29 protein-coding genes and 1 tRNA gene are annotated in these 25513 nt (G+C 62.5%); 16 read left to right on the top strand and 14 right to left on the bottom strand.

Translation table 11 applies throughout. The features are described 5' to 3' along the window. Positions 1-4: 4 nt before the first annotated feature. The 3 genes from RCH10_RS09710 to RCH10_RS09720 form a co-directional block, all read right to left on the bottom strand. The gene (locus tag RCH10_RS09710) at positions 5-517 is read right to left on the bottom strand and encodes a peptidylprolyl isomerase (protein WP_323501992.1); all 513 of its coding nucleotides are present in this window, start codon (positions 515-517) and stop codon (positions 5-7) included. A 33-nt stretch (positions 518-550) separates the two neighbouring features. Next, complete coding sequence (locus tag RCH10_RS09715; RefSeq protein WP_409052187.1) at positions 551-1156, bottom strand: peptidylprolyl isomerase; 606 nt, start codon at positions 1154-1156, stop codon at positions 551-553. Between the two features lie 73 nt (positions 1157-1229). Further along, positions 1230-1850 carry a tetratricopeptide repeat protein gene (locus RCH10_RS09720; RefSeq protein WP_409052188.1) on the bottom strand — a complete coding sequence of 207 codons (621 nt, stop codon included), beginning with the start codon at positions 1848-1850 and terminating at the stop codon, positions 1230-1232. Between the two features lie 205 nt (positions 1851-2055). Here RCH10_RS09720 and cysS point away from each other — a divergent pair, with 205 nt between their 5' ends. The 6 genes from cysS (at position 2056) to RCH10_RS09750 (ending at position 7554) form a co-directional block, all read left to right on the top strand. After that, positions 2056-3447 (top strand): cysteine--tRNA ligase, encoded by a 1392-nt coding sequence (gene cysS, locus RCH10_RS09725; RefSeq protein WP_409052189.1) that lies wholly within the window; start codon positions 2056-2058, stop codon positions 3445-3447. A gap of 29 nt (positions 3448-3476) precedes the next feature. After that, positions 3477-4130, top strand: a complete 654-nt coding sequence (locus RCH10_RS09730) for a DNA-3-methyladenine glycosylase (protein ID WP_187052358.1) — start codon at positions 3477-3479, stop codon at positions 4128-4130. Between the two features lie 16 nt (positions 4131-4146). Further along, a complete protein-coding gene (locus tag RCH10_RS09735) occupies positions 4147-5124 on the top strand; it encodes an acetyl-CoA carboxylase carboxyltransferase subunit alpha (RefSeq protein ID WP_323498032.1) in 978 nt (325 codons plus the stop codon). A gap of 18 nt (positions 5125-5142) precedes the next feature. Beyond that, positions 5143-6120 (top strand): tRNA lysidine(34) synthetase TilS, encoded by a 978-nt coding sequence (gene tilS / locus RCH10_RS09740; RefSeq protein WP_409052190.1) that lies wholly within the window; start codon positions 5143-5145, stop codon positions 6118-6120. A gap of 31 nt (positions 6121-6151) precedes the next feature. Then, entirely contained in the window at positions 6152-7423 is a 1272-nt protein-coding gene (locus RCH10_RS09745; RefSeq protein WP_409052191.1) for an aspartate kinase, read from the top strand. Positions 7424-7461: 38 nt separating this feature from the next. Beyond that, positions 7462-7554: transfer RNA gene (locus RCH10_RS09750), tRNA-Ser, on the top strand. A 210-nt stretch (positions 7555-7764) separates the two neighbouring features. On the opposite strand, the gene RCH10_RS09755 is transcribed toward RCH10_RS09750, so the two are convergent. From RCH10_RS09755 to RCH10_RS09795, 9 genes are all read right to left on the bottom strand, one after another. Further along, positions 7765-8130, bottom strand: coding sequence for a hypothetical protein (locus RCH10_RS09755; RefSeq protein WP_323496897.1), 366 nt, complete (start codon positions 8128-8130; stop codon positions 7765-7767). 17 nt (positions 8131-8147) lie between these two features. Then, the gene (locus tag RCH10_RS09760) at positions 8148-8402 is read right to left on the bottom strand and encodes a hypothetical protein (RefSeq protein WP_409052192.1); all 255 of its coding nucleotides are present in this window, start codon (positions 8400-8402) and stop codon (positions 8148-8150) included. A 285-nt stretch (positions 8403-8687) separates the two neighbouring features. Next, a complete protein-coding gene (locus RCH10_RS09765) occupies positions 8688-9134 on the bottom strand; it encodes a DUF3619 family protein (RefSeq protein ID WP_409052235.1) in 447 nt (148 codons plus the stop codon). Between the two features lie 135 nt (positions 9135-9269). Continuing rightward, positions 9270-9743 carry a hypothetical protein gene (locus tag RCH10_RS09770; protein WP_409052193.1) on the bottom strand — a complete coding sequence of 158 codons (474 nt, stop codon included), beginning with the start codon at positions 9741-9743 and terminating at the stop codon, positions 9270-9272. 106 nt (positions 9744-9849) lie between these two features. Beyond that, complete coding sequence (locus RCH10_RS09775; RefSeq protein ID WP_409052194.1) at positions 9850-10791, bottom strand: mechanosensitive ion channel family protein; 942 nt, start codon at positions 10789-10791, stop codon at positions 9850-9852. Positions 10792-10840: 49 nt separating this feature from the next. Continuing rightward, positions 10841-11296, bottom strand: a complete 456-nt coding sequence (locus RCH10_RS09780; protein ID WP_409052195.1) for an SH3 domain-containing protein — start codon at positions 11294-11296, stop codon at positions 10841-10843. Between the two features lie 38 nt (positions 11297-11334). After that, the gene (locus RCH10_RS09785; RefSeq protein WP_409052196.1) at positions 11335-11895 is read right to left on the bottom strand and encodes a murein hydrolase activator EnvC family protein; all 561 of its coding nucleotides are present in this window, start codon (positions 11893-11895) and stop codon (positions 11335-11337) included. Positions 11896-11899: 4 nt separating this feature from the next. After that, the gene (locus tag RCH10_RS09790; RefSeq protein ID WP_409052197.1) at positions 11900-13411 is read right to left on the bottom strand and encodes a tripartite tricarboxylate transporter permease; all 1512 of its coding nucleotides are present in this window, start codon (positions 13409-13411) and stop codon (positions 11900-11902) included. Between the two features lie 12 nt (positions 13412-13423). Continuing rightward, positions 13424-13912: a tripartite tricarboxylate transporter TctB family protein gene (locus tag RCH10_RS09795; protein ID WP_323496903.1), complete on the bottom strand. Its 489-nt coding sequence runs from the start codon at positions 13910-13912 to the stop codon at positions 13424-13426. A 207-nt stretch (positions 13913-14119) separates the two neighbouring features. On the opposite strand from RCH10_RS09795, the gene RCH10_RS09800 reads away from it, so the two are divergent. Beyond that, positions 14120-14536 (top strand): MarR family winged helix-turn-helix transcriptional regulator, encoded by a 417-nt coding sequence (locus RCH10_RS09800; RefSeq protein ID WP_409052198.1) that lies wholly within the window; start codon positions 14120-14122, stop codon positions 14534-14536. 217 nt (positions 14537-14753) lie between these two features. Then, positions 14754-15995 carry a cation:proton antiporter gene (locus RCH10_RS09805; RefSeq protein WP_409052199.1) on the top strand — a complete coding sequence of 414 codons (1242 nt, stop codon included), beginning with the start codon at positions 14754-14756 and terminating at the stop codon, positions 15993-15995. A 78-nt stretch (positions 15996-16073) separates the two neighbouring features. Here the strand turns inward: RCH10_RS09805 and treF are convergent, their stop codons facing one another. Beyond that, a complete protein-coding gene (gene treF, locus RCH10_RS09810) occupies positions 16074-17657 on the bottom strand; it encodes an alpha,alpha-trehalase TreF (protein ID WP_409052200.1) in 1584 nt (527 codons plus the stop codon). Positions 17658-18041: 384 nt separating this feature from the next. Here treF and RCH10_RS09815 point away from each other — a divergent pair, with 384 nt between their 5' ends. From RCH10_RS09815 to RCH10_RS09830, 4 genes are read left to right on the top strand one after another with little or no spacing between them, the layout of a single operon-like run. After that, positions 18042-18845, top strand: a complete 804-nt coding sequence (locus tag RCH10_RS09815) for an SDR family oxidoreductase (protein ID WP_409052236.1) — start codon at positions 18042-18044, stop codon at positions 18843-18845. Further along, positions 18835-20415 carry an FAD-dependent oxidoreductase gene (locus RCH10_RS09820; RefSeq protein WP_409052201.1) on the top strand — a complete coding sequence of 527 codons (1581 nt, stop codon included), beginning with the start codon at positions 18835-18837 and terminating at the stop codon, positions 20413-20415. Before RCH10_RS09815 ends, RCH10_RS09820 begins: the two co-directional genes overlap by 11 nt. Continuing rightward, the gene (locus RCH10_RS09825; protein WP_323496909.1) at positions 20412-20816 is read left to right on the top strand and encodes a DoxX family protein; all 405 of its coding nucleotides are present in this window, start codon (positions 20412-20414) and stop codon (positions 20814-20816) included. The genes RCH10_RS09820 and RCH10_RS09825 overlap by 4 nt, the downstream gene beginning before the upstream one ends. After that, positions 20813-21250: a cupin domain-containing protein gene (locus tag RCH10_RS09830; protein ID WP_409052202.1), complete on the top strand. Its 438-nt coding sequence runs from the start codon at positions 20813-20815 to the stop codon at positions 21248-21250. Before RCH10_RS09825 ends, RCH10_RS09830 begins: the two co-directional genes overlap by 4 nt. Here the strand turns inward: RCH10_RS09830 and RCH10_RS09835 are convergent. Next, the gene (locus RCH10_RS09835; protein WP_409052203.1) at positions 21247-21381 is read right to left on the bottom strand and encodes a hypothetical protein; all 135 of its coding nucleotides are present in this window, start codon (positions 21379-21381) and stop codon (positions 21247-21249) included. The genes RCH10_RS09830 and RCH10_RS09835 overlap by 4 nt on opposite strands. Positions 21382-21476: 95 nt before the next feature. Between RCH10_RS09835 and RCH10_RS09840 the strand changes: the two genes are divergently transcribed. The 4 genes from RCH10_RS09840 (at position 21477) to RCH10_RS09855 (ending at position 25477) form a co-directional block, all read left to right on the top strand. Beyond that, positions 21477-21587: a hypothetical protein gene (locus RCH10_RS09840; protein WP_409052237.1), complete on the top strand. Its 111-nt coding sequence runs from the start codon at positions 21477-21479 to the stop codon at positions 21585-21587. Next, the gene (locus RCH10_RS09845; protein WP_409052204.1) at positions 21572-22423 is read left to right on the top strand and encodes a VOC family protein; all 852 of its coding nucleotides are present in this window, start codon (positions 21572-21574) and stop codon (positions 22421-22423) included. The genes RCH10_RS09840 and RCH10_RS09845 overlap by 16 nt, the downstream gene beginning before the upstream one ends. A gap of 167 nt (positions 22424-22590) precedes the next feature. Beyond that, positions 22591-23007, top strand: a complete 417-nt coding sequence (locus RCH10_RS09850; RefSeq protein WP_409052205.1) for a DUF305 domain-containing protein — start codon at positions 22591-22593, stop codon at positions 23005-23007. A 40-nt stretch (positions 23008-23047) separates the two neighbouring features. Further along, the gene (locus RCH10_RS09855) at positions 23048-25477 is read left to right on the top strand and encodes a glucose/quinate/shikimate family membrane-bound PQQ-dependent dehydrogenase (protein ID WP_409052206.1); all 2430 of its coding nucleotides are present in this window, start codon (positions 23048-23050) and stop codon (positions 25475-25477) included. Positions 25478-25513 lie beyond the last annotated feature (36 nt).

Raw genomic sequence — 25513 nt, forward strand, 5'->3', positions numbered from 1 at the left:
CCGCTTATTCCGCAGTGATGACAGCCTTTTCAAGGACGACGTCTTCGAGCGGAACGTCGTCATGAAAGCCCTTGCGGCCGGTCTTCACGGCCTTCATCTTGTCGACGACTTCCTTGCCGGCGATGACCTTGCCGAACACAGCGTAGCCCCAGCCTTGCGCCGACGGTGCCGTGTGGTTTAAGAAGGCGTTGTCGGACACGTTGATGAAGAACTGAGCCGTGGCCGAATGCGGCGCGCTGGTGCGTGCCATCGCGACCGTGTAGTTGTCGTTCTTCAGGCCGTTGTTGGCTTCATTCTCGATCTCGGCGCCGCTGGGCTTCTGGGTCATGCCGGGCTCGAAGCCGCCGCCCTGAACCATGAAGCCGGGGATCACGCGGTGGAATACCGTGTTGTCGTAGTGACCCTTCTTGGCGTAAGCGAGAAAGTTGTCGACCGACTTCGGCGCCTTGGCGCGGTCGAGTTCGAGCGTGACGACGCCGTAGTTCTTGATGTGCAGTTCGACTTGGGGGTTGCTCATGATGGCTCCTTCAAAAAAGTTGGGTCACGCCAGTCACTTGACGATGCTGGCCGACTGGATGGTGATGGTATCGAGTGGCACGTTCTCCATGCCGCCCTTGGTGCCGGTGCGTGCGGCGCGAATCTTGTCGACGACTTCAGTGCCGGCAACGACTTTGCCGAACACGGTGTAGCCATGGCCGTCCGGGTTGGGAGCGTTCAGCATCGCGTTGTCCTTTACGTTGATGAAAAATTGCGATGTGGCCGAGTCAGGGTTTCCGGTGCGCGCCATCGCGATGGTGTACTTGTCGTTCTTCAGGCCGTTGGCGGCCTCCAGCGCGATCGGTGCGCGCGTCGGCTTTTGCTGCATGTCGGCAGTGAAGCCGCCGCCCTGGACCATGAAGCCGTCGATGACACGATGGAACACCGTCCCGTCGTAGTGCTTGTCTTTGACGTATTGCAGAAAGTTGTCGACGGTCTTCGGTGCCTTGGCTTGATCGAGCTCGACGACGATGTCGCCGGCCGACGTGGCGAGCTTGACTCGTGGTGCGGATTGCGCCCAAGCCGCGCTTGAAAAGGCGATCGAGCCGGCTAGCGACGCTGCAAGCAAGAGAGCAGTGCGGCGCGAAAGGGCACCTGCTTTACGTGTGTTTGTAACCATGATCTGTCCGGTGAAAAGATGAATCGGGAAGCGTGCATCCGGCCGTAACCAGCGCACCTGCGAACAAAAAAGTCTACTTCGCGCGCACCGGCTTCTTGGCGGTCACAGGCGCCGCTGGCAATTGAGCCGGGTCCGCGCTCGTCGTGGCCGGCCCGAACAGTTCGCGAACCGTCTTCAGCTTCGACGTCACGCTCGGATTGGTCGACGCGAACTGTTGCGCGCGCACGTACTGCTGAATTGCGAGACGGGCATACACGTCGCCGAGGTTTTCGTAGGCCGTCGCATAGCCCGGATTCAGCTTGATCGCCATTTCGAGGGCGGCACGTGCCTTGTCGAACTGGCTCTGCGATGCATAGAGCGCAGCCAAGTTGTTGTACGGCTCGGGCAGTTCCGGGAAGTCCTGCGTGAGACTGGTGAAGGCGGCCGTGGCGTCGGCTTGCTTGCCCTGTTCGGTCAGGATCACGCCGCGCAAAAAGCGCATCTGCGGATCGCGTGGTTTGCCGGCGATGTAAGCGTCGGCCTTGGTCAGTGCTTCAGGTACCTTGCCTTGCCGCAGCAACTGGTTGACGTCGCCGTAGTCGTCGGCGTGTGCTGGGCCGACCGTCAGGCACAGCAGCATGGCAACGAAAGGTGCAGAAAGAAGACGGAAGATGGGGAGGATGGCGTTGGAGGGGGAGAGCGCGAAGTGCTTCATGAAGCCTCGGGAGGTAGGGGGGTCGAGCGCCTTGCAGCAAGCTCGAAAAACACCCGAAAAATATGCGGCGGCGGCCGTTTATACTGAGGCCGATTGTAGCCGAGGGGTCGTTTCCAGCCTCCGGTGCAACCCCACCTTCACCCCTGAAAATTACCCTTGCGCACCCGCTCCGGCCGGCCGTAAGTCCGATGCTTTCCGAGTCTCCATGAGCCTGCGCATTTACAACACGCTATCGCGTCAGCTGGAAGAATTTTCGCCGCTACAGCCGGGCCATGTCCGCATGTACGTTTGCGGCATGACGGTGTACGACCTGTGCCATATCGGCCACGCGCGGATGATGATGGCCTTCGACGTGGTGCAACGCTGGCTGCGTGCGAGCGACTACGCCGTGACCTACGTGCGCAACATCACCGACATCGATGACAAGATCATCGCGCGCGCGCTGGCACGGGGCATCACCATCCGGGCGCTGACCGAAGAGACCGTAGTGGCTATGCACCAGGACATCGGCGCCCTCGGGATCGAACCTCCGACGATCGAGCCGCGCGCGACGGACTATGTTCCGCAGATGCTCGACATCATCCGCACGCTGGAAGACAAGGGGCTGGCTTACCGCTCGGCCGATGGCGATGTGAATTACGCAGTGCGCAAGTTTCCCGGCTACGGCAAGCTCTCGGGCAAGTCGCTCGACGAATTGCATGCCGGTGAACGCGTTGCAGTACTCGACGGCAAGGACGATCCTCTCGACTTCGTGCTCTGGAAAGCCGCCAAGCCGGCCGAGCCCGACGACGCCAAATGGGATAGCGTGTTCGGCGTGGGCCGGCCCGGTTGGCACATCGAGTGCTCGGCCATGAGCTGCGCCACGCTTGGCGAGACCTTCGACATCCACGGAGGCGGCGTGGACTTGCAGTTTCCGCACCACGAGAACGAGATCGCGCAGAGCGAAGGCGCGCATGGCAAACCGCTGGCGCGTTTCTGGGTGCACAACGGCTTCGTGCGTGTTGACAACGAGAAGATGTCCAAGAGCCTGGGCAATTTCTTCACCATCCGCGAAGTGCTGGAAAAATACGACGCCGAAACGTTGCGTTTTTTTCTTGTGCGCACGCACTACCGTAGCGACCTCAACTACAGCGACGTGCATCTGGACGATGCACGCAATTCCCTTAAGCGCCTGTACACCGCGCTTGATCTGGTCCCGCCTGCGGACGCAGCCATCGACTGGAACCAGCCGCACGCCACGCGCTTCAAGGCTGCGATGGACGAAGACTTCAGCACGCCGGAGGCAGTCGCCGTGTTGTTCGACCTTGCGGGCGAAGTTAACCGTACCAAGTCGCCTGAGGTCGCGGGCCTGCTGCGCGCATTGGCCGGCACGATCGGATTGCTGCAGGGCGATCCCAAGGTTTTTCTCCAAGCTGGGTATCAGCAAGCTGGCGGTTCACTCGACGCTGCGGCCATTCAGATGCTGATCGCCCAACGTACTGCGGCCAAGGACGCGAAGAACTTTTCCGAAGCTGACCGCATTCGAAAAGACTTGCTTTTGCAGGGGATCGCGCTGAAAGACTCCCCCACCGGCACGACTTGGGCCGCAGCTCAATAGAACGCAAAGAAGAAGCAACCCGAGCGCCCATGCCTTCGCCAAAGAAACCACCGCCTGTCGAGATTTTTACGCCCGATTACTGGGAAGAAGCCTGTAAGCATCTCGCCAGGAAAGACCGCGTGATGAAGCGGCTTATTCCTCGCTTCGGCGATGCGTGTCTGGAATCACGTGGGGATGCTTTCACGACGCTCGCGCGCAGCATTGTTGGCCAGCAGATCGCGGTTCCGGCCGCCCAGGCGGTATGGGACAAGTTCGCTGCGCTGCCGCGCAAGATAACGCCCGCGAATGTCCTCAAGCTCAAGGTCGACGACATGCGCGGCGCCGGTCTGTCGGCGCGCAAGGTCGAATACCTGGTCGACCTCGCAATCCACTTCGATGCCGGCGCAGTGCATGTGGACGCCTGGAACGCGATGGCGGACGAACTCATCATCGAAGAGCTGGTCGCGATCCGTGGCATCGGCCGCTGGACGGCCGAGATGTTCCTGATCTTTCATCTGATGCGGCCCAACGTGCTGCCGCTGGACGACCTGGGCCTGCTCAACGGCATCAGCGTCAACTACTTTTCGGGTGACCCGGTCAGTCGCAGCGACGCGCGCGAGGTGGCGGTTGCCTGGGCACCGTATTGCAGCGTCGCGACTTGGTATATTTGGCGCTCGCTCGACCCGGTACCGGTCGCCTATTGAATAACAGGAGAAGACGTTGGCGAAACGAACTTTTCTCGACTTCGAACAGCCCATTGCGGAGCTCGAAGGCAAGATCGAAGAGCTGCGGTATGTCCAGACCGAATCTGCGGTGGACATTTCTGAAGAGATCGATCAGCTGGGCAAAAAAAGCCAGCAACTCACCAAAGACATCTACAGCGACCTGACGCCTTGGCAAATTACCAAGATTGCCCGGCACCCGGAGCGCCCCTACACGCTCGACTACGTCAGAGAAATATTTACCGACTTCGTCGAACTGCACGGCGATCGGCATTTTTCCGACGACTTGTCGATCGTAGGCGGCTTGGCCCGCTTCAACGGCACGCCGTGCATGGTGCTGGGCCATCAAAAAGGTCGCGACACCAAGGAGCGCACCGCGCGCAACTTCGGCATGAGCAAGCCCGAGGGCTATCGCAAGGCATTGCGGCTATTGAAAACCGCCGAGAAATTCAAATTGCCGGTGTTTACTTTTGTAGACACGCCGGGCGCTTATCCAGGCATCGATGCGGAAGAACGCGGCCAGTCCGAAGCCATCGGCCGCAACATCTTCGAGATGGCGCAGCTCGAGGTGCCGATCATCGTCACGATCATCGGCGAGGGTGGCTCCGGCGGCGCGCTGGCGATCTCGGTAGGCGACCAGCTCGTGATGCTTCAGTATTCGATTTACTCGGTCATCAGCCCTGAAGGCTGCGCCTCGATTCTCTGGAAGACGAGCGACAAGGCGAAGGAAGCGGCGGATGCACTGGGCATCACGGCGCATCGTCTGAAAGCCCTCGGGCTGGTCGACAAGATCGTGAACGAGCCGGTCGGCGGAGCCCATCGCGACCACCGCCAGATGGCGGCTTTCCTGAAGCGCGCGCTCAACGACGCATTCCGTCAGGTCAGCGACCTGAAGGTCAAGGAACTGCTCGATCGACGCTACGACCGACTGCAAAGCTACGGCCGTTTCTCGGACACCAAAGCCGACATCAAGTAGGGCGCGCAGCGTGTCGAGGTGACTGCATCCGGACAGGCCTTCGAGCAGGCTATCGCCGCGTTCGAGCCGGCGCTGCCCCTGGCGGTAGGGTACAGCGGCGGGGCTGATTCGACTGCGCTTCTGGCGGCGTGCGCTGCGCGTTGGCCCGGGAGAGTCCGCGCGTTTCATGTGCATCACGGCCTGCAAGCTGCAGCCGACGATTTCGAGCGGCACTGCGCCGATGTTTGCGCGCAGTTGGCCGTGCCGTTTGTCAGCCGACACGTCGATGCACGTCATGCTGCGGGAGACAGTCCCGAAGCGACTGCACGCGATGCGCGCTATGCCTCGTTTCACGATATGGCCGGTGCGCACACAGAGCGCCCGTCGGTCCGGTCGATCGCCATCGGCCACCACGCCGATGACCAGGTCGAGACACTGTTGCTGGCGTTGTCGCGCGGTGCCGGCTTGCCGGGCTTGGCCGCCATGCCGGCCATCGCAGTGCGTCGGGGCTTGACCATCCATCGCCCGTTGCTCGGCGTCTCGGCCGCAGACATCCGCGCCTGGCTGGCAACGCGCGGCTTGCCTTGGATCGACGACCCGACCAACGACGACGCGCGCTACACCCGCAACCGGATTCGCGCTGTTCTTTTGCCGGCGCTGGTGCAGACATTTCCGCAATTTCGGTCGACCTTTGCGCGCAGTGCCGCGCACGCTGCCGAGGCGCAAGAGCTCCTGAAAGAACTGGGCGCGCAAGACCTTTTCCTGGTCGGCAATCCGCCGCGCATCCCGGCACTGCAAGCGCTCTCGCGCGCGCGCCAGGGGAACGTGTTGCGCCACTGGTTGCGAGAGTCGCACGCGCGCGCGCCGAGTGCGTCGCAGCTCGACCAACTGCTCGACCAGATTGCCGCCTGCACCACGCGTGGCCATCGCATCCACATCAAGGTCGCCGACGGCTTTGCCCAGCGGCAGTCCGAGCACCTGCATTGGTACAATTCCGCGCCCTTGCCTAAGGCCTAGCGCCCGGTTTCTTTCTCTTCCCAATTCACCCATGGCATTGATCGTTCACAAATACGGCGGCACGTCGATGGGCTCCACCGAGCGCATCCGCAACGTCGCCAAGCGCGTCGCCAAATGGGCGCGCGCCGGCCACCAGATGGTCGTGGTCCCCAGCGCCATGAGCGGCGAAACCAACCGCCTGCTCGGTCTCGCCAAGGAGCTGGCATCTCAGCAGACCGGCAGCCGCGGCCACGACCGGGAACTCGACATGCTTGCCTCGACCGGCGAGCAGGCTTCGTCGGCGTTGCTGGCCATCGCGCTGCAGGCCGAGGGCATGGAAGCGGTGAGCTATGCCGGCTGGCAGGTTTCGGTTCGCACCGACAGCGCCTACACCAAGGCGCGCATAGAGAGCATCGACGACGAGCGCGTGCGCGCCGACCTCGATGCCGGCCGCGTCGTCGTCATCACCGGCTTTCAAGGTGTCGACGACGCCGGCAACATCACAACGCTGGGACGCGGCGGCAGCGATACGTCGGCTGTTGCCATTGCCGCGGCCATGAAGGCGCACGAGTGCCTGATCTACACCGACGTCGACGGCGTCTACACGACCGACCCGCGCGTGGAGCCGGACGCTCGCCGCCTGAAGACGGTGAGCTTCGAAGAGATGCTTGAAATGGCGAGCCTAGGCTCAAAAGTGCTGCAGATTCGCTCGGTCGAATTTGCCGGCAAGTACAAGGTGCCGCTGCGCGTGCTTTCGAGCTTTACGCCGTGGGATATCGACATCGTTGAAGAGGCCAAGTCCGGCACGCTGATCACTTTCGAGGAAGACGAAAAAATGGAACAAGCCGTCGTATCCGGCATCGCGTTCAACCGTGACGAGGCCAAGATCTCGGTGCTCGGCGTGCCCGACAAGCCGGGCATCGCGTATCACATCCTCGGTGCCGTCGCCGATGCAAACATCGAAGTGGACGTCATCATCCAGAACCTGAGCAAGGACGGCAAAACCGACTTCAGCTTCACGGTGCATCGCAGCGAGTTCGCCAAGGCGATGGACCTGCTCAAGGCCAAAGTGCTGCCCACGCTCGGCGCGGCAGAGATCGTCGGCGACACCAAGATCTGCAAGGTCAGCATCGTCGGCATCGGCATGCGCAGCCACGTGGGCGTGGCCAGCAAGATGTTCCGCGTGCTGAGCGAAGAGGGCATCAACATCCAGATGATCTCGACCAGCGAGATCAAGACATCGGTCGTGATCGATGAAAAGTACATGGAACTGGCCGTGCGCGCGCTGCACAAGGCCTTCGATCTGGATCAGCCGCCCGCTTGAAAGCGGCGTGGAAGCTGGCATAATTGCGGCTTCTTTCAGGAACTGTGACCGAGTGGCCGAAGGTGCTCCCCTGCTAAGGGAGTATGGGGTGTAGAGCCTCATCGAGGGTTCGAATCCCTCCGGTTCCGCCAGCTATAGCTTTCAGATCACTTCACGGTGCATCAGCAAGCGCTCTAAAGCCCCGCCTGTCGGGGCTTTTTTGCGTCTGGTCACTTCACATCGTGTTTTGACACTGCATTCTTTCGGGGGTGCAAATTCGGGTGAACAGAGGCGACAACTCGCGACATTCGCGCTTGAATAGGTGGGCTCTCCGCCCGTCACCATCACCTTGCCAGCCAGCATCAAGGCCGCGGTTCACCGGCCAGATCGCTCTGGTACCGGCATCGAAGATCTGTGACGCGAACGACCTGCGGCGCCGTGTCAATGGAGGCGCCCGTCGCTTCGATCGCACCCCAACGGTTAAGTGCCATTTCAATGCCATACCGCGCTTCCCATTGCTTTCCCAGGGTGCGCTCAGTGCACTTCTGAACATCGTGGTACTTGACGTTCAGTTCGGTCGCGTCGTGGGTTGTGGCGCTCAGGGCCGAGGCGCTCACCAGCGACAGCGCCAGGACGAAGTTGAAACGAAAGCAAACGATCATGATCAGACAAATCTGTTGGGCGGCACTACGGTATTCACAGAGATCGACCGCGGCGAACCCTGCCATTGCGGAAATCGCAACCCTCAGTCGCACCGGAACACGGCTTCGGCCTCAGGCAGATTTGTAAAGGGCGTCAGTCCACTGGAATCCACCTGAAGGATATCGACTCGTTTGCCGTTCTCTCGACATTGTCTGGACGCTTCCAGGATCGCTGTCGTACGCAGGGCGAAACGATGTGGGCTGCTCACTTCGAGGGAGTGAATCCCATTGGCTGACAGGCCCGAACTCGCGCAGGCTGCAAGCAAGAGGAGTGGGCTCACGATGACGAGACGTTTCATTCGTCCTCCGATGCTCGCCCAGCGCACCGTCGCCAAAGCGATCCGAGAGGAGCGTTCAGTTTCAGGGCGGCCCACGATGCCCGGTCGACGACGGCAGCCGGGTTGGCATGCCCATCGATGCAAGTGTGAACCGTTGTTCAGCGGTTCTGCTTCAGGCATTTTTGTGTACGAGTGAGCGCGGCTTGTCATTGGGCATCTCGATCGGATCTGCCAGCGTGCCGGCACCTAAAGGCACTGCTGCACTGTGAGATCACCGACGATGCTCACTTGGCGGGAGCGACAGCCTCAAGTTGGCCCGTCGGCAGCGGCTACGGCGTTCTGCCGATCGCGCCGCACGAACTCGGCGAAGCCTGGATCGGTGTATGCGGCAAGCGGCAGCTTGCTGGTCAACAGCCTCAGTTCGATTTCCGCGATATCGCTTGAAAGGTTCTCGATGGTGACCGTGTCGATCGTCCAGAGACCCGCCGCGAGCAGAACAAACGGGACCACCGTCGCAAGCTTCAGTCCGCGAGAGCTCAACTGCAGCCACGACGGGATGCGGCGGGCCGTTGATCGCATCGGGCGACTCAAAGCCTTCTTCTTGCGCCCGAGTGCGCGGCTTCGAGCAGCTTCAAGTCGGGCGAGTTGGGCTTCAGGCAGTTCGTCGGTGCCCACCGTCAGGCACGCCGCCACACGCCCTCCGAACCTGTCGGAGGGAGACGCGCTTCCCAGAGTTTCTTGACGTGATTTCATACCCGTAAATTGATGCTGCTGTGGCGTGAAACGCTGTGATTGCGAATCGCGCGGACGATCCTTGCCCAATCCGAAACAATTTCGGCGTGCTCGGTATTTTCCCGCTGCGAGCCTAATAGGTCACATTGTGATGCATTACGCGCGCAGCTCCAACATGAAAAGTTCTGTCGTTGGCGACGGCGTCTGGCCAACGCCCTCAGGATGGTGTGGTCGAGAGCGTGGCTGTCGCTGTCTAAGGTCGCGCAGGCCTATGGTCTTGATCCTTTTATGGCCCAGCATCGCCTGACGAGTTCCTGCAGGTGATCCCTGAATGCGATGTTGAAAGGAGAGTAAAGCAGTGAAGCGCAACGTGCATGCGTTGACCAGCAGCGCTTCGCGTGAGGCGTGGTCTGGATCGGACGCCAACATACCGTTGATTGCTGCCAGATGTTGCGCGGCGCCCATGCTTCGTGTGTCCGGGGCATTGGACGTCGGGTAGCCTTGGCTGCAGCCGGCCAACACCAGAGTGGCAACAACATAGGCAGACCACTGCCTGCCTGTGGCGAAGATCAGCCCCAGGGAACCTGAAGCGAAGCGCAATCGGTCAGCGGGGACGAAGGCGGGATGCATTGCAAGACACTCTAGCTACCGTCGCGACGTATTCACGTCTTTCGCAGGACCGTTCTGTCTGTCACTGCGCTGAATCTCTTCGCCGACGTTGATGCTGTCGCTGCGCTCAAGGCAGCACATGATCGAGCACCGCCTGGGCCTCGAGGGCACCGCCCGGCAGCCGCACCGGCAACGCCGGAGCCGAGCCGTCCTTGCCTACGCCCGCATAAACGGTGACATGCGGAAACGGGATCTCAATGCCTTGTGCGTCGAACGCCGCCTTCATGCGGCGCAGGTATTCGCGTCTGACCGTCCATTGCTGGAGCGGTGCTACCTTGAAGCGGCATCGCAGTACAACGGCGCTGTCATCAAGGCGCTCCACGCCTGCAATCTCCAAGTCGCCGAGGATTTTTACGGCATGGTCAGGATCCGCTCTCAGCTGTCGACCGACCTCGGCCATGAGTGCCATCACCTGATCGACGTCTTCGCGGTAAGAGACGCCCACATCCATCACGGCCTGTGCGAAGGACCGGGACATGTTGGTCACCGAGGTAATCAGTCCATTCGGTACGAAGTGCACATTGCCGTCGTAGTCTCTCAGGCGGACATGACGCAGCGTGATGTCTTCAACAGAGCCACCGATGCCCGCGATGCTGATGACGTCGCCGGTGCGGATTTGATCCTCGAACAGGATGAAGAAGCCCGTAAAGTAGTCCTTGACCAGGCTCTGGGCGCCGAAGCCTATGGCGAGACCCACCACGCCGGCAGCGCCCAGGATGGGTGCCAGCGACACGCCAACTTCCGCCAGCACCAGCATGACCGCGACGGCGCTGATCACCATGGCGATCAGGTAGCGCACGACGCGACCCAATGTCTCGGCGCGTCGCGCGCTGTCGGTGCCATCCAGGCGCCCTTCGACCCGCAGGCGGACCACGCGCACTGCGCGCTGCAGCACGCTGATCGAAATCCACGCGACCACCACGATCAGCACGATCCGAAGCCCTGAAAGTGCAGGGGTGCTCCAGCGCTCCCAGTTGATCGCCTGGATGGTTTGCATGAAGTCGTTCATGTGCGTGCAATCCGTTGGTAAGCGTGGTGTTCAAGGTGATTCACGGCGCTCACCATCCCCAGAGCCTGCTCTTCACCACCCAGCCAACCGGGCCGTGTTCGTGGCGCACCTTGATCCAGCGCCCGCGTTGGCGAAGCTTGCGCAGCACATCGCCCCGGGCGGCCCTGAAGACCACGGCACTGCGTGCGTTGGGGGCTGCGCGCAGCGTCGCCGAGGCCGCACTCACGATGTAGTGCCGCGTCTTGTTCATCAGCGGGCCATAGACCCAGCCCGAGTCGTGCTTAAAGTCGCTGACCTTGAGCCACTTGCCCTTGCGCGCGAGCACCTTGAATGGGTAGCCCTTGTCGACTGTCCAGCGCGCGACGTAGCTTGTCCCGGGCCCCGTGCGCATGTTGACGGTGTTGCCGGCGGCGCTGACCATCTGGGCGGCCAACGCCGATGGCGCTGCGAGCCAGCAGATCGCGAGCAGGATGAACAGATTCAAAAGTCGCTTGGGATGAAGCATTCGTGATGGGTTCCGTGTGAAGTAGAAAAAAGAAGATCTCAATGGGCGAGGCCCTGAAGGTAGAGCTCGGGATCGACCGCGACGCCCATCTTGCGAATCTCGAAATGCAGCGCGACCTCGTCGTTCTTCCGGAAGCCAAACTCTGCAATCTGCTGGCCCTGGCGCACCTCGTCGTTCTCGCGCACGAGCGTCTTTCCGAGGTGCGCATAAGCCGTGATGAACGTGTCGTCGTGCTTGATCACGATCATGGTTTCGTAGGCGGGCAGGGCACTGCTCACAAGCACGACGCGGCCGTCGCGCGAGGCGAAGACCGGATCGCCGGGTTGCCCCACGATATCGATGCCCGGGTTGCCGGCGCCGTCGAACCATGCCCGCGCCGGGCCGCGCGCGGGCATCGCAAAATCGGCCTTGGGCGGGTGCAGGGCGGTGGGGGAGGGCACCACGACCGCCTGCTCGACGCGGCCAGGCGATGCCGTCGAAATCCGTGCAGGCGAAAACGGCGAGGTCGGATTCAAGGGAACTTGGGTACTGCATGCGGCCAGGACCACCAATGTCCCGCCGGGAATGGCAATGCAGAGACGGGAGAGGTATATGTGCATCGGGTTACTCCTCTACAAACGCTTCTTCGCGTTTCGATTTAACTGCCGGCAACAACACGACGGTGAGCAACAGCACAGCAGCAACCAGCAGCCCCGCCGAGATCGGCCGGGTGACCAGCACCCCCCAATCCCCTCGGGACAACAGCAGCGCGCGCCGGAGGTTCTCCTCCATCATCGGTCCGAGGATCAGGCCCAACAACAGCGGCGCAGGCTCGCAACCCAGTTTCAGGAAGGCGTAGCCGACGACTCCGAAGAAGCCGACCATCCAGACATCGAAGGTGTTGTTGTTCGTCGAGTACACGCCGATGGCACAAAACAGCACGATGGCCGGGAAGAGCCAGCGGTAGGGGATCGACAACAACTTGATCCACACGCCGATCAGCGGCAGATTCAGGATGATCAACATCAGGTTGCCGATCCACATCGACGCGATCAGGCCCCAGAACAGCTCGGGGTTGCTGGTCATGACCTGCGGACCCGGCTGGATGTTGTGGATGGTCATGGCACCGACCATCAGGGCCATCACTGGATTGCCTGGAATGCCAAGGGTGAGCAGCGGGATGAAGGACGTCTGCGCGCCGGCATTGTTGGCGGACTCCGGGCCGGCGACGCCGCGGATGTTGCCCTTGCCGAACGGAATCTCGCCTTGCCGCAGCTTGATCTTCTTTTCGAGCGTGTAGGAAGCAAAGGCCGACAGCAGCGAGCCTCCGCCCGGAAGAATGCCGAGCGAACAGCCCAGCGCCGTGCCTCTAAGCACGGCAGGCATCATGTTCCTGAAATCTTCCTTGGTGGGCATCAGGCCGTGCAGCTTGGCCGTGAAGACCTGGCCCTCTTCTTCGCTGCGTGACAGATTCGCGATGATCTCGCCGTAACCGAAGATGCCCATGGCGATGGCCACGAAGCTGATGCCGTCGGTGAGTTCGGGAATGTCGAAGCTGAAGCGCGCCACGCCTGAATTCACATCGGTGCCGACCAGGCCCAGAAGCAGGCCCAGCATGATCATGCAGATGGCTTTGATCAGCGATCCGGAGGCCAGCACCACCGCGCCGATCAATCCCAGCACCATCAGAGAGAAGTACTTCGCCGGGCCGAACTTGAATGCCAATTCGGTCAGCGGCGGCGCGAAGGCCGCGAGCACCAAGGTGCCGACGCAGCCGGCAAAGAACGACCCGAGCCCCGCGGCCGCGAGCGCCGGTCCGCCCCGTCCCTGCTTGGCCATCTGGTGCCCGTCGATGACGGTGACGACAGAGGACGATTCGCCGGGCAGGTTGACCAGGATGGCCGTGGTCGAGCCGCCGTACTGCGAGCCGTAGTAGATGCCGGCCAGCATGATGAGCGCGGCCACCGGGGGAAGCGCGTAGGTGGCCGGCAGCAGCATCGCGATCGTCGCGACCGGGCCGATGCCGGGGAGCACGCCGATGAGCGTTCCGAGCAGGCAGCCCACGAAGCAATAGATCAAGTTTTGAACTGTGAGCGCGGCTTCGAAGCCGATGGCGAGGTTGTGGATCAGTTCCATGGAATTCAGACCTCAGCCGGTGATGAACGTGGGCCAGACCTGGAACTGCAGGCTCAGGCCGATGATGAAGGTCAGGTAGCTGCCGATCGCCAGGATCGTGGCCAGGATGAGGGCCGCCTTGAGCGTGAAACGTGTGCCGGCAAGGCTTGCGATCAGCACCAAGGCATAGATCGCGATCATCAACCCCATCGCCGGAACGCCCATCGTCGGCAGGCCTCCGAGCAGCAGGCCAAACACCAGGTTGGCGCCGATGACCAGGGTCAGCGGTTTCCAGGCGATGCGCCCGACCGGGTCACCGCCGGCCGGACCTGCCGACAGAGCCCCCACCATGACCACCCCGCCACCGATGGCCAGCAGGATGCCGAGCACAAGCGGGAAATAGCCAGGCCCCATTCGGGCTCCGCTTCCGATGTTGTAGTTCATCGCACCAATGGCAAAGGCCAGGCCGACGCCACTGAACATGAGACCGGACAGCAAGTCCTTCTGGCTCTTGATTTTCATGGCTTGGGAAGATCTCTCAGGGAAGTGGAATTCGACAGCGGAAGCCTGCACGAAAGCAGAAACGCAGCCATGACGCCGGGTCAGGCTGCGTTCAGATATGTCATGTTATGAGGTTATGTATGTCACGTCGTGAGTAATAACCCTTCGCACTGCGGGAACAGTCCGCAAGCCACTGCTACATTCATCCGTCCGACGAGCACACAGCCAATGACAAACAACCAAGGTGCAGCGGAGAAGCAGCGCTTCGAAGCTCTTTCAGATTTCCGCTTTCGCTTGCGCAGCTTCCTGCGGTTCAGCGAAGACGCTGCACGGGAGGAGGGCATCACGGTGCTGCAGTACCAATTGATGCTTCACACGCAAGGGTTTCCAGGAAGACAGTGGGCGTCGATCGGAGAAATTGCCGAGCGGCTGCAGGCGCAGCCGCACGGTGTGGTCGCCCTGGTTTCGCGTTGCGAGGAAGCCGGACTCGTCAGGCGCAAGGCGAGTGCGGTGGACCGACGCCAGGTTGAAGTTCATCTGCTTGCTGCAGGCCGCAAGAAGCTTGCTCGGCTGGCCACGCAGCACGCCGACCAGCTGTCCGAGTTGGCCATCGCTGTGGGCCTGGCCAATCGCACGCCCGACTGAGGCCTCCGACCGAGTCGCGCTGTGCACTGCGTCCCACGCGGGGGCAGGCGGTTGAGCGCGAGGCTTGCGACATTGCGTCAGTTGTTCCCCTGAACGCCCCCATCCGCAAACTGCGCAACCCACTCGGCGCTTCATCGACCACCGGAGCGACGGGCGCGGTGTCCTCCATCACTCTCGAGGCGCTCCGCCTGTCGCTCGGCCTATACAGTTGCCGTACATGCTTGATATTGCCGCCATCTGTCTCGTCGTCACGGCGTTGCTCGCCTACCTTAACCACCGCTTCGTCAGGTTGCCCACCACCATTGGGGTGATGGCCATCGCCTTGGGCATTTCGCTCGTCCTGCTCGGCCTCAACGCACTCGGCCTCGATCATGGGCTGCGCCAGTACGAGGAATCGTTTCTGCGCTCGATCGATTTCTCCGATGTGCTGATGCAGGGCATGCTGTCGTTCCTCCTGTTCGCTGGCGCATTGCATGTCGATCTGCGTGCGCTGCGGCAATACCGATGGCAGGTCGCCGTGCTGGCCCTGGTCGGAACGATGGCCTCGACCCTGGTGGTCGGCGCGGGCATGTGGCTGGTGCTCCCATTCATCGGTGTCCAGCTGCCCTTTCTGTACTGCCTCCTCTTCGGCGCACTCATCTCGCCGACCGATCCGATCGCGGTCATGGGCATTCTCAATTCCGCCGGTGCGCCGAAGAACCTGGAGCTTGTGATCGCCGGCGAGTCGCTGTTCAACGATGGCGTCGGGGTGGTGATCTTCGCGCTGCTGCTGGGTGTTTTGGCCAGCGGCAGCGCGCCGACGCTGGCGGTCGCTGGAGGGTTGCTGCTGCGCGAAGCCGGTGGCGGCATCGCTTTCGGCCTGGTGCTGGGCTACGTGACATTCCGCTTGCTGCGCAGCATCGACCAGTACCAGGTCGAGGTGTTGCTCACGCTGGCTGCGGTGATGGGCGGCTACGCGCTGGCCAGCCATCTCCATGTCTCGGGGCCGTTGGCGATGGTGGTCTGTGGACTCATGATCGGCAACGGTGGTCGTGCGCTTGCCATGTCCGATCACACGCGCCGCTACATCGACATGTTCTGGGAATTGCTCGACGAAATCCTGAACGCCGTGCTGTTCGTGCTGATCGGTCTCGAGGTGCTGCTGATCGCCTTCACCGCGCCGATTCTCGTCGCGGGAGTGGTGGCCATCGTCGTGACCCTGGCGGCCCGCTGGATCACGGTGGGCTTGCCCGTCGGCATCGCCGGCACCTTGTTCCGCCTGCCGCACGGCTCTCCGCGCGTGCTCGCATGGGGCGGACTGCGCGGCGGAATCTCGGTCGCACTTGCACTGTCTCTGCCGGTCGGCGCCGAACGCGAGATCATCCTTGCGCTGACCTATTGCGTGGTGGTGTTCTCGATCCTGGTTCAGGGACTGACCATTGGTCGTGTCGTGCGATCCGCCATTGGTGCGGTGCGGTAAATTCCATTTCGACAGTCGAAATGAAGAGGGCTGGACGAGCGTTCAGGCCGGCCCGGACACGGAGCAACCCGAGGGCGATCACAGCCAGCGCGCTACCACCCCGTTGGTCCAGCCAAAACCATCCTGCAGCGGATACTCGCCACCTCCGCCGCCGGTCGACGGCGCATCGTGCGTTTCGCGCAGTGCGTACTTCTCGACCAGTTTCCCTTCTCGCTGATAGACCTCCTCGACGGTCTTGCGCCAACGGGCACGGATCTCGTCGGCCAGTGCCGCATGCCCGTAGTCGTGGAGGCCGCGAACAGCCATCCACTGAAGTGGGGCCCAGCCGTTGGGTCGATCCCATTGCTCGCCGCTGGCCAGGCCCGTCGTCGCCAGGCCGCCTGGCGCCAGGAGTTCAGCACGCATGCGGCCCGCCAATGCATCGGCCTGTGCGTGCGTCGCGCAGCCTGTGAAGAGGGGGACGACGGCTGCGGCGTTCAGCTCGCGCCGCGACGTCGCGCGTTCCCAGTCGTAGTCGAGAAAGGCGGATGCGTCGTCGTCCCATAGATAACGAGTCATCGCCTCCTGTCGATGCTGCGCGTGCCGCCGGAATGCCTCCGATGTTTTCGCGTCCCCCGCGTCGTCGCTCAGCCTCGCAATCGTCGACTCGAGTTTGTGAAGCAGCGCATTGAGATCCACCGGCACGATGCGAGTGGTTCGAATGGTGGACAACGCCAGCTTTCGGTCGGCGTCCATTCGTTGCGTGTCGAGCCAGCGCGAGCTGAAATCCCATCCGGATTCGGCTGCGGCGCGCAGGTCGCGGTAGACCTCGGCAGCGGATCGGCCCGAAGACGCAGCGGTGGCGACGTCTTCCCGCCAGGATTCCTCGCGCGGCGTGTCGCGATCGTCCCAGTACCTGTTGAGAAGCGCGCCATCCTTGAGGGCGACGACGCGTCGGTGGGCATGGCCTGGCAAGAGCTGCTCGGCGCCGTTCATCCAGAACGCGTGTTCGCGCACGAGCTGGGGCAAATAGCGGATCGCACCCTTGCCATGACACGACTCGCACAGCTCCGCCATCAATGCGAAGACGGGGGGTTGGGACCGGCTGAGGTAGTAGGTCCGGGTGCCATTCGGCACATGACCGTAGGTATCGATCAGATACGCGAAATTGTCCGTCATCGCATGCAGCAACGCCTCGCGCGGGGCGCCGACGAGGCCCAGCATCGTGAAGTAAGAATCCCAGTAGTACATCTCGACGAAGCGGCCACCGGGCACGACATACGGGTGTGGCAACTGCAGCAGCGATCCACCGTGGGGATGCTGTGCGGGATGCCGAGTGAGTTGGTCCCAAAGCCCTTCGATGTGTTGCGCGATCGGCTGGCCGGGCAGCGACCGGTAGTGCTTGGCGGCATGGTGCTGGAGTGCGAAGTGCCGGCTCACGAAGGCATGGAGGTCGAACCCTTCCGCCTTGCACTGCGCACGGTAGGCGGCAAGAATCTCGACCGGCGTGCCAATGGGCGCACAGTCGACGAACGTCTTCGAGTCGTCGAAGACACCGTCGCGTTGCACGGCGACGAACAGTTCCTGGTAGCGATCGGCGGGTGAGTGGGTGTCCGACGGCGGTGCTTGCGCGGCACGCTCGCGTCGTGTGTGCCGATCTGCGTCGATGTCGTCGCTGATCATGCGGAAAATGCACTTAAGGCATGAAGACTCGGCGCTGCAAACCGCAGATTGGCAGTCAGGACGGGACGTCTGAAGATCATGAGTTTCCTGAAGTCGTTGGGCAATTGTCCGATTGCTGCCCGACGCCGGAAGTTCGAACTGGAAAACAAAACAGCTTGGGCCATGCCGACATGCCTTATAGCGGCCCTGTCTGGCAGCGCTGCCACCACATTCCTTTCACGGGACATTGCCCCAGCGGCGCAGGGTTGCATTTGCTCTGGCTCCCAAGTCTCGGCTCTCAACTCTCCCATGACCACATCATCCGACACCAGTTCCGTCCTGGGAGCGCCAGCGCCGAACGATCGTGTGTTGCCAGAGGACAGTCCTCCGTTGCCACGTCCACCCATTCCCATCGTGCTGGAGGGACAGCCTGCGTTGGTGACGGGCGCCAACTCCGGCATCGGTCGCGCAGTCGCTCTGGCGCTTGGCAGGGCGGGGGCCGACGTGGTCGTCAACTACGTCTCGGATCCCGAAGCCGCAGAGGCTGTCGCAGCAGAGATCCGGGGCTTCGGTCGACGTGCGATTGCACTCCGGGCCGATGTGAGCGATGAGCAGGAGGTCGAAACTATGTTCGCGGAGGCGATCAAGGTTTTCGGCACGTTGCATGTCGTGGTCTGTAATGCTGGCCTGCAGCGCGACGCACCGTTCCACCAGATGACGCTAGACCAGTGGCATACCGTCATCGGCGTCAACCTGACAGGCCAGTTCCTGTGTGCGCGCAGTGCCGTACGCGAATTCGTCCGCCGCGGCGTCGATGAAAAGGTCTCGACGGCCGCGAGCAAGATCATCCACATGAGCTCGGTGCACGAGATGATTCCGTGGGCTGGCCATGCCAACTACGCGGCATCGAAGGGCGGCGTTGAAATGTTGATGAAGAGCCTGGCGCAGGAAGTTGCACCCCTGCGCATCCGGGTGAACGCCATCGCGCCCGGCGCGATCCGCACGCCGATCAACACCGCCGCATGGCAGACCCCCGATGCCTATGCAGACCTCATGAAGCTGGTGCCCTACAAGCGCATCGGTGAACCGGCGGACATCGGACAGGCGGCCGTGTGGCTGGCTTCCGACGCGTCGGACTATGTGACGGGCATCTCGCTGTTCGTGGACGGCGGCATGACGCTCTTCCCTGGGTTTGCCAGTGGCGGCTGACCATTACGACCTGATCGTCGTCGGCAGCGGCCCCGGTGGTGCCTCGCTGGCCCACCGGCTCGCGCCCAGCGGCAAGCGCATCCTGATCCTCGAACGCGGCGACTATCTGCCGAAAGAGACGGCCAACTGGAGTTCCAGCGAAGTCTTCGTGCACGGGCGCTATCAGGCGCGCGAGGCCTGGTACAGCGCCGAGGGTCAGAAGTTCGAACCGGGGCTGCATCGCTATGTGGGCGGCAATTCGAAGGTGTATGGCGCGGCGTTGTTGCGACTGCGCGAGCGCGACTTCGGCGAGCTCGTGCATGGCGACGGTGTGTCGCCTGCCTGGCCGCTGCGCTATGAAGAGTTCGCGCCCTGGTATGACGAAGCGGAGCGCCTTTTCCACGTGCACGGGCAGCGCCGCGAAGATCCGAACGAGCCGCCGTGCAGCTCAGCCTTCCCCTATCCCGCGGTCTCGCACGAGCCCCGCATCGAGGCGTTGCATGCCAGCCTGGCAGCGCAGGGTTTGCGGCCTTTCCATTTGCCCCTGGGCATCCTGCTCGAAGAGCGCGACGGCCAGCCGACGCGCACCAGCCGCTGCATTCGCTGCGACGCCTTCGACGGCTTTCCCTGTCCACTCGACGCAAAAGCCGACGCGCAGGTGGTGTGCATCGATCCGATGCTGCGAGAGCATCCCAATGTCACGCTGTTGACCAACGCCATGGTCGACCGCCTGGAGACCGATGCGTCGGGACGTCGCGTCACGGCCGCCTGCGTCACTCGCCATGGCCGGCAGGAGCGCTATTCGGGCGATATCGTGGTGGTGGCCTGCGGGGCACTGAGCACGGCGCTGTTGCTGCTTCGTTCTTCCAACGACGCGCATCCGAACGGGCTTGCCAACGGGTCGGGTCAGGTCGGGCGCAACTACATGCGCCACAACCAGTCGGTGCTGATGGCGCTGTCGCGCGAGCCGAACGACACCACATTCCAGAAGACGCTCGCGGTGAGCGACTATTACTTCGGCGCACCCGACTGGAACCATCCGCTGGGTCTGATCCAGATGTGCGCCAAGTCGCATGCGGACCAGATCCGGGGCGAGTCGTTGCCGTCCTGGCTCGAATGGCTGCCGGACATGCCGTTCGAGGCGATGGCGCGTCATTCATTGGACTTCTGGTTGTCCAGCGAAGATCTGCCGCGACCGGAAAACCGCATCCAGCTTGGCAACGACGGTCGCGTCACGCTCGCCCTCGCGCCCAACAACATGGAGGCGCATCACCGCCTGCGGGCCAAGCTGGAGGGCTTGCTCGACGGCGCTGGCGCGCACGTCAAGCTGCTGGAGCGCAAGCTCTATTTCGGCAAGGACATCGCGCTGGGCGGCACGGCGCACCAGGCCGGCACCGCGCGCTTCGGCACCGACCCGGCCACCTCGGTGCTGGATCTGAATTGCAAGGCGCATGAACTCGACAACCTCTACGTCACAGACGCCAGCTTCTTCGTCTCGATCGGCGCGGTCAATCCGACGTTGACTCTCATCGCGAATGCGCTGCGCGTTGCCGCCCACATCGGCGAGCGTCTCGGAGTGACTCACGCATGAGCCTTGGAAACCACCAAGACCTGCTCATGCTGCTGGCGCGCATCTGCCTGGTACTGATGTTTCCGTTCAGCGCGCTGGACAAGGTGCTGCACTGGAAAGCTGCGCTCGCACAGGCCGACTCGTCCTTCCTGCCCGGTGGCGCCATCTTGCTGGTCGGCGCGATGGTGATCGAGGTGCTGGCGCCCATGTGCATCGTCCTGCAGTGGCATGCGCGAATGGCCGCTCTTGTCCTCACGGCCTTTTGCGTCGTGACGGCCTTGCTGTACCACCCGTTCTGGCGCCGCGGCGATTTGTGGGCCGACGGCGACAGTGTCGATCGCCAGCACTTCTGGGACTTCACCAAGAACTTCGGACTCGCCGGCGGACTACTTCTGGTGGCGCTGGGGGCAGGCCTCTCATGAATGCACCGCTGACGCACTACTGGCACCTGTGGACCGACGGCGATGGCGTTAGCCATCAGACGCGCTGCGCGCTCACGGCGTTCCAGCTGGCCCAGGTCGGGCAGGCTGCACCGCAGTGGAACGACGAGCAGCCGCGCAGCGAGGCGACGGTCGTCTTCACCGTGCAGCCGGTGGGCTGGGTCGGCGACTGGCATGAAAATCCGGCGCCGCAATGGATCGTTCCCCTGTCCGGCCGCTGGTGGGTCGAGGCGATGGACGGCACGCGCATCGAGATGGGGCCGGGCGAGCTTTCGCTGGGCGAAGACCAGCACTGTCGTGCTGATGCGCAAGGGCGCAAGGGCCATCGCTCGGGCACGATCGGCGCCGAGCCGGCCCACCTGATCACCATTCGTCTGCACGTCGAGCCGGTCGGCCAGGCATGCCATCTTCGCTAGCCATGAACGACGTGCCGAAACACCACATCGTCGAGCCGCGCTTTCGGTCCTTCGTGCTCGCGAATGCCGAACTCGAGCTGCTGTTCGACCAGGCACGCTGGCTCGAAGGTCCGGTCTGGTTCGCCGACCACGGCAGCCTGCTCGTCAGCGATGTGCCACCAAGCAGTCGCCAGAGTTGCCGCCGTCGGTGTACCGCTTCGATCTGCGCGACGGGTCGCTCACCGTCGTGGCGGATGATTTCGAAGGGCCGAACGGCCTGTGCTTTTCGCCCGATGAGAAACGGCTCTACGTCTCGGAGAGCGGAGCTGTGAACCAACGGAGATGTCAGTGGCCGTGAACCGAAGTGCCTCGACGAGTGGCAAAACGACCGGGTTCTTCGCATTGGAGCGTCACGTTCGCTCACTGGAACGCTCGATCGATTTTTACGTTCGGGGATTGGGATTCACGTGTGAAAGACATCACGACGAACACGCGCTGGCGGCCGATGTGATTCTGACGCTGGGGCAAGAGCGCATCGCACTGTCCGCCGTCGAAAACGCGGAAGAAGTCATTGCGCAAGTTCCCGGCCCGGACGTGCGCTTTCAGCATCTAGCGATCGTGACCCGCGACATGTCGATGGCCGTGCAACGGTTGCAAGTCTTGGCGCCGATCCCCATTACGAGAGGCGGCCCGCAGCGGCTCCCTCGAGCTTCGGGCGGCGTGACGGCATTCAAATTTCGCGACCCGGATGGTCATCCGCTCGAACTCATCGAGTTCGCTACCGGCCAGTGTCCCGATCGATGGCGCCACCGCGCCGGCAGCGACGAAACGCTCGGGATCGACCACGCAGCGATCAGCGTTTCGCGGGTCGAACAAAGTATCGGCTTCTATTGCGGACTTGGTTTCTCGGTGCAAACGCGGCAGGTCAACCGAGGCGTCGAGCAGGGGCGGCTGGATGGCCTCGACGAGTTGGAAGATGTAGAGGTCGAAGTGGTGGCGCTCGTTGCCAGCGGCCCGCCAAGTGTCCACCTCGAACTGCTTGCCTATGCGAAGCCTGCCGCCTTCGGCCAGCGGCGGGACAAACGCGCGCCCTCGCGTGCGGCAGATTGCCTGACGTGGTTCGGCGCCCCGTCCATGACCTGCTTTGCAGACCCGGACGGCCATGTCAACCGTGTGATAGCGAGACCACCTTGATCGGCGACGGGCTGTTGCCTCTTCGCTGGTGGCCTCGGGTCGACGTGCGGTCAGCCCCGCGAACTCGTCATTGCCAAAAAAGCTTTCTTTCTGAATCTTCTACCGGGGAATAAAAGATGACACCCTATAAACGTTTCGCTGCAATGGTCGTCGTATCGACGATCGTCATGTTCGGGCTGATGTACCTGAATACGTTCGAACTGGATCACGTTTTCTTTAGCGAAACACGCGCATACATGGCGTTGCTCATGGGCGCAACGATGGCCGTAGTCATGTTGGCTTTCATGCTTCATATGCTGCAAAACCGTGGCGCCAACGTCGGCATTGCAGTCGTGAGCGGTTTGATTTTCGCCGCGTCGCTCTGGTTGGTTCGCAGTCAAGCCACGGTCGACGACGTTTCGTACATGAGAGCGATGATCCCGCACCATTCGATAGCCATCATGACCAGCAAGCGTGCGCACATCACCGATCCCCGAGTTCGCAAACTGGCCGATGGCATAGCCGACACCCAGGTTCGGGAAATTGCGGAAATGAAGCAATTGATTCAGGACATCGAAAAGCGCCGTTCGCGAATCGACCAGTGACCATGAATCTCAATCCTTGTCGTTGCGGGTTAGGAACTCTATGAAAAACAATTCCTTTGCTCCGGTTTCCGCGGTCTCGGGCTTCGTGATCGCCGCTTTGGGACTGGCGCTCGGCGCCGCCGGCGCATGGCTCATCGCGCTAGGGGGCAGCTGGTATTACCTGATCGCGGCCATCCTCATGTTGTTTGCGGGCGTGTCCTTGATCCGGGGCTCCGTCATGGCACTCTGGATTTTTGCAGCCCTGCTCATGGGGACGCTTGCATGGGCGCTGTGGGAGGTAGGACTTGACTGGTGGCCACTCGCCGCGCGCCTGGGCTTTCTGTTTCTGCTGGGCGCCTTTCTCGTGGGCCCCTGGATCGTCCGGTCGTTGGGCCCGCGCGAGCCGACCGGTATCTACGGCCTTGGCCATGAGGAACGCGCCTCATGGCGTCGCGGAGGCGGCCTGGCTCTCAGCGTGGCACTTGTCGCGTGTGCGTTGCCGTTGACTTTCTCATTGACCCGGGACGTTCATCAGATCGAGGGTATGTTTCCCGCCGCGAAGGCACAGGCTTCAGCGTCGAACACCGCAACCAGTGCCTTGCCCGACGGCGAATGGCCTGCATACGGCCGCACCGGCTACGGCCAGCGCTATTCGCCGCTGGCACAGATCACGCCGTCCAACGTCGCGAACCTCAAGGTGGCGTGGCAATTCCAGACCGGTGACATGCGCGGTCAGCCCGGGGATCCGGTCGAGACGACCTACGAAGTCACGCCGCTGAAAGTGGGTGACAGGCTTTACCTCTGCAATCCGCATCAGTCGGTGATCGCGCTGGACGCGACCAGTGGCGCGCAGGTGTGGCGCTACGACCCGAAGATCGAAGGCGCGCTGGCATTGCAGCACCTCACCTGTCGCGGTCTTTCCTACCAGCCTCCACACGCAGCAGCCGACACCGGCATCGTGTCCGATGGCTGTGCGCACGGCAAGCTCTTCATGCCCACTGCCGATGCCCGCCTGATAGCCTTGAACCCCGACAACGGTGCCTTGTGCAGCGCCTTCGGCGGAGGCAAAGGCCAGATCGACCTGTCGGCCCACATGCCCAATCCTCGGCCCGGGTCGTACTACTCCACCTCACCGGTGGTGGTCACGCAGAAGCTGGTCATCGTCGGCGGCACGGTACTCGACAACGTTTCGACCCACGAGCAGTCCGGCGTGATCCGGGCCTTCGACGTCGACACTGGAGCGCTGGTCTGGAACTGGGACTCGGGCAATCCGGAGGCCACCACGCCGATCGCGCCCGGTGAGAGCTACACGGTCAATTCGCCCAACAGCTGGTCTATCTCGAGTGTCGACGAGGCACTCGGCATGGTCTATGTTCCCATGGGCAACCAGCCGCCGGACCAGTGGGGAGGCAAGCGGAGCGCAGCCGTGGAGAAGTATTCGTCGTCGGTGGTGGCACTCGATCTCGCGACCGGCAAGGTGCGTTGGGTTTTCCAGACCGTTCACCACGACCTGTGGGACTACGACGTCCCGTCGCAGCCCAGCCTGATCGACCTCACGATCAATGGCGCCACCGTGCCGGCGCTGGTGCAGCCCACCAAGCAGGGCGAGCTGTTCGTGCTCGACCGCCGCACTGGCATGCCGATCAACACCGTGACCGAAGAACTCGCGCCGCAGGGCGCCGCGCAAGGCGACCATACGGCCCCCACACAGCCGAAGACGGCCCTCTCGTTCGATCCGCCCAAACTGCACGGACGCGACATGTGGGGCGCGACGATGTTCGATCAACTCGCGTGTCGCATCGCATTCCATCGCCTGCGCTACGACGGGCGATTCACTCCGCCGTCGACACAGGGCTCCTTGATCTACCCGGGTAACTTCGGTGTCTTCAACTGGGGCAGTGTCGCAGTGGACCCGCAGCGCCAGATCGCCTTCACGACGCCGACCTACCTCCCTTTCGTGTCGAAGCTCGTTCCGAGGCCCAATGACACGGCCCTGATGGTGCAGACCGATGGGCCGCCGAGCGGCGCCTTGCCGGCGCTCAACGAGAACTTCGGCGCGCCGTTTGCCGTGGCGCTGAGTGCTTTCACATCACCGTTTGGATTTCCCTGCACGGCACCGCCTTGGGGCTATGTCGCCGGGGCCGATCTCGCGAGCGGAAAAATCGTCTGGCAGCATCGCAACGGAACGGTGCGCGATCTCGCGCCGGTGCCTTTGCCGTTTCGCATGGGGGTGCCCAACCTGGGAGGCCCCATCGTGACCGGTGGCGGCGTCGCGTTTTTGTCGGGCACGCTGGACTATTACGTGCGTGGCTATGACGTCAGCAGTGGCCGTCAGCTTTGGGAGAGCCGGCTGCCTGCCGGCGGGCAAGCCACGCCGATGACCTACACGGGCGCAGACGGACGGCAGTATCTTTTGGTGATTGCGGGAGGCCATGGGTCGACGCACACCAAGGCGGGCGACTACGTGATCGCCTACGCACTCCCAAAATGATGCAAGGTGTCCATGTCGAAGTCTCCAACCCGGACT

It is taken from the genome of Variovorax sp. GrIS 2.14 (assembly GCF_046115955.1).
Classification (GTDB): domain Bacteria; phylum Pseudomonadota; class Gammaproteobacteria; order Burkholderiales; family Burkholderiaceae_C; genus Variovorax.

Bases quoted from the DNA above. Each gene is read 5' to 3' on its own strand.
- RCH10_RS09710 (WP_323501992.1), bottom strand. From the start codon at position 517: ATGAGCAACCCCCAAGTCGAACTGCACATCAAGAACTACGGCGTCGTC.
- RCH10_RS09715 (WP_409052187.1), bottom strand. From the start codon at position 1,156: ATGGTTACAAACACACGTAAAGCAGGTGCCCTTTCGCGCCGCACTGCT.
- RCH10_RS09720 (WP_409052188.1), bottom strand. From the start codon at position 1,850: ATGAAGCACTTCGCGCTCTCCCCCTCCAACGCCATCCTCCCCATCTTC.
- cysS (WP_409052189.1), top strand. From the start codon at position 2,056: ATGAGCCTGCGCATTTACAACACGCTATCGCGTCAGCTGGAAGAATTT.
- RCH10_RS09730 (WP_187052358.1), top strand. From the start codon at position 3,477: ATGCCTTCGCCAAAGAAACCACCGCCTGTCGAGATTTTTACGCCCGAT.
- RCH10_RS09745 (WP_409052191.1), top strand. From the start codon at position 6,152: ATGGCATTGATCGTTCACAAATACGGCGGCACGTCGATGGGCTCCACC.
- RCH10_RS09755 (WP_323496897.1), bottom strand. From the start codon at position 8,130: ATGGCAGGGTTCGCCGCGGTCGATCTCTGTGAATACCGTAGTGCCGCC.
- RCH10_RS09760 (WP_409052192.1), bottom strand. From the start codon at position 8,402: ATGAAACGTCTCGTCATCGTGAGCCCACTCCTCTTGCTTGCAGCCTGC.
- RCH10_RS09765 (WP_409052235.1), bottom strand. From the start codon at position 9,134: ATGAAATCACGTCAAGAAACTCTGGGAAGCGCGTCTCCCTCCGACAGG.
- RCH10_RS09770 (WP_409052193.1), bottom strand. From the start codon at position 9,743: ATGCATCCCGCCTTCGTCCCCGCTGACCGATTGCGCTTCGCTTCAGGT.
- RCH10_RS09775 (WP_409052194.1), bottom strand. From the start codon at position 10,791: ATGAACGACTTCATGCAAACCATCCAGGCGATCAACTGGGAGCGCTGG.
- RCH10_RS09780 (WP_409052195.1), bottom strand. From the start codon at position 11,296: ATGCTTCATCCCAAGCGACTTTTGAATCTGTTCATCCTGCTCGCGATC.
- RCH10_RS09785 (WP_409052196.1), bottom strand. From the start codon at position 11,895: ATGCACATATACCTCTCCCGTCTCTGCATTGCCATTCCCGGCGGGACA.
- RCH10_RS09790 (WP_409052197.1), bottom strand. From the start codon at position 13,411: ATGGAACTGATCCACAACCTCGCCATCGGCTTCGAAGCCGCGCTCACA.
- RCH10_RS09795 (WP_323496903.1), bottom strand. From the start codon at position 13,912: ATGAAAATCAAGAGCCAGAAGGACTTGCTGTCCGGTCTCATGTTCAGT.
- RCH10_RS09800 (WP_409052198.1), top strand. From the start codon at position 14,120: ATGACAAACAACCAAGGTGCAGCGGAGAAGCAGCGCTTCGAAGCTCTT.
- RCH10_RS09805 (WP_409052199.1), top strand. From the start codon at position 14,754: ATGCTTGATATTGCCGCCATCTGTCTCGTCGTCACGGCGTTGCTCGCC.
- treF (WP_409052200.1), bottom strand. From the start codon at position 17,657: ATGATCAGCGACGACATCGACGCAGATCGGCACACACGACGCGAGCGT.
- RCH10_RS09825 (WP_323496909.1), top strand. From the start codon at position 20,412: ATGAGCCTTGGAAACCACCAAGACCTGCTCATGCTGCTGGCGCGCATC.
- RCH10_RS09830 (WP_409052202.1), top strand. From the start codon at position 20,813: ATGAATGCACCGCTGACGCACTACTGGCACCTGTGGACCGACGGCGAT.
- RCH10_RS09845 (WP_409052204.1), top strand. From the start codon at position 21,572: ATGTCAGTGGCCGTGAACCGAAGTGCCTCGACGAGTGGCAAAACGACC.
- RCH10_RS09850 (WP_409052205.1), top strand. From the start codon at position 22,591: ATGTTCGGGCTGATGTACCTGAATACGTTCGAACTGGATCACGTTTTC.
- RCH10_RS09855 (WP_409052206.1), top strand. From the start codon at position 23,048: ATGAAAAACAATTCCTTTGCTCCGGTTTCCGCGGTCTCGGGCTTCGTG.